At 57.5% G+C, this 2,092-nt stretch carries 1 rRNA gene (cut by a window edge); it reads left to right on the top strand.

Going from position 1 to position 2,092, the window contains the following annotated elements:
• Nucleotides 1-151 precede the first annotated feature (151 nt).
• A 23S ribosomal RNA gene (locus tag ACFZAT_RS33280) occupies nt 152-2,092 on the top strand; it runs 1,271 nt beyond the window's last position.

Raw genomic sequence — 2,092 nt, 5'->3', positions numbered from 1 at the left:
TGGGTCGGGTCGGGCACGCTGTTGGGTATCTGAAGGTACGGCCGTCATGGTCGTCCTTCGGTTGCCGGCCCCAGTGAACTCGCCCGGTAAGGGTGGGGTGGTGGGTGGCTGGTCGTTGTTTGAGAACTGCACAGTGGACGCGAGCATCTGTGGCCAAGTTTTTAAGGGCGCACGGTGGATGCCTTGGCACCAGGAACCGATGAAGGACGTGGGAGGCCACGATAGGCCCCGGGGAGCTGTCAACCGAGCTTTGATCCGGGGGTGTCCGAATGGGGAAACCCGGCAGTCGTCATGGGCTGTCACCCGCTGCTGAACACATAGGCAGTGTGGAGGGAACGAGGGGAAGTGAAACATCTCAGTACCCTCAGGAAGAGAAAACAACCGTGATTCCGGGAGTAGTGGCGAGCGAAACTGGATGAGGCCAAACCGTATGCGTGTGATACCCGGCAGGGGTTGCGCATGCGGGGTTGTGGGATCTCTCTTTCACAGTCTGCCGGCTGTGAGACGAGTCAGAAACCGTTGGTGTAGGCGAAGGACATGCGAAAGGTCCGGCGTAGAGGGTAAGACCCCCGTAGCTGAAACATCAACGGCTTGTTTGAGAGACACCCAAGTAGCACGGGGCCCGAGAAATCCCGTGTGAATCTGGCGGGACCACCCGTTAAGCCTAAATATTCCCTGGTGACCGATAGCGGATAGTACCGTGAGGGAATGGTGAAAAGTACCGCGGGAGCGGAGTGAAATAGTACCTGAAACCGTGTGCCTACAAGCCGTGGGAGCGTCGCGCATCGAGCTTGCTCGGTGCGTCGTGACTGCGTGCCTTTTGAAGAATGAGCCTGCGAGTTAGCGGTGTGTAGCGAGGTTAACCCGTGTGGGGAAGCCGTAGCGAAAGCGAGTCCGAACAGGGCGTTTGAGTTGCACGCTCTAGACCCGAAGCGGAGTGATCTAGCCATGGGCAGGTTGAAGCGGAGGTAAGACTTCGTGGAGGACCGAACCCACCAGGGTTGAAAACCTGGGGGATGACCTGTGGTTAGGGGTGAAAGGCCAATCAAACTCCGTGATAGCTGGTTCTCCCCGAAATGCATTTAGGTGCAGCGTCGTGTGTTTCTTGCCGGAGGTAGAGCACTGGATAGGCGATGGGCCCTACCGGGTTACTGACCTTAGCCAAACTCCGAATGCCGGTAAGTGAGAGCGCGGCAGTGAGACTGTGGGGGATAAGCTCCATGGTCGAGAGGGAAACAGCCCAGAGCATCGACTAAGGCCCCTAAGCGTACGCTAAGTGGGAAAGGATGTGGAGTCGCAGAGACAACCAGGAGGTTGGCTTAGAAGCAGCCACCCTTGAAAGAGTGCGTAATAGCTCACTGGTCAAGTGATTCCGCGCCGACAATGTAGCGGGGCTCAAGCGTACCGCCGAAGTCGTGTCATTCATACGTATAGGGCCAACGCCTGTATGGATGGGTAGGGGAGCGTCGTGTGCCGGGTGAAGCAGCCGTGGAAGCGAGTTGTGGACGGTTCACGAGTGAGAATGCAGGCATGAGTAGCGATACACACGTGAGAAACGTGTGCGCCGATTGACTAAGGGTTCCTGGGTCAAGCTGATCTGCCCAGGGTAAGTCGGGACCTAAGGCGAGGCCGACAGGCGTAGTCGATGGACAACCGGTTGATATTCCGGTACCCGCTTTGAAACGCCCAATACTGAATCAGGCGATGCTAAGTCCGTGAAGCCGGCCCGATCTCTTCGGAGTTGAGGGTAGTGGTGGAGCCGACGAACCAGACTTGTAGTAGGTAAGCGATGGGGTGACGCAGGAAGGTAGTCCAGCCCGGGCGGTGGTTGTCCCGGGGTAAGGGTGTAGGACGCACGGTAGGCAAATCCGTCGTGCATGAAGTCTGAGACCTGATGCCGAGCCGATTGTGGTGAAGTGGATGATCCTATGCTGTCGAGAAAAGCCTCTAGCGAGTTTCATGGCGGCCCGTACCCTAAACCGACTCAGGTGGTCAGGTAGAGAATACCGAGGCGTTCGGGTGAACTATGGTTAAGGAACTCGGCAAAATGCCCCCGTAACTTCGGGAGAAGGGGGGCCATCACTGGTGATCC

It is taken from the genome of Streptomyces sp. NPDC008163, assembly GCF_042956885.1.
Taxonomy (GTDB): domain Bacteria; phylum Actinomycetota; class Actinomycetes; order Streptomycetales; family Streptomycetaceae; genus Streptomyces; species Streptomyces drozdowiczii_A.
The sequence above is the reverse complement of the archived record's forward strand: the minus strand, read 5'-3'. Positions and strand labels throughout refer to the sequence as shown.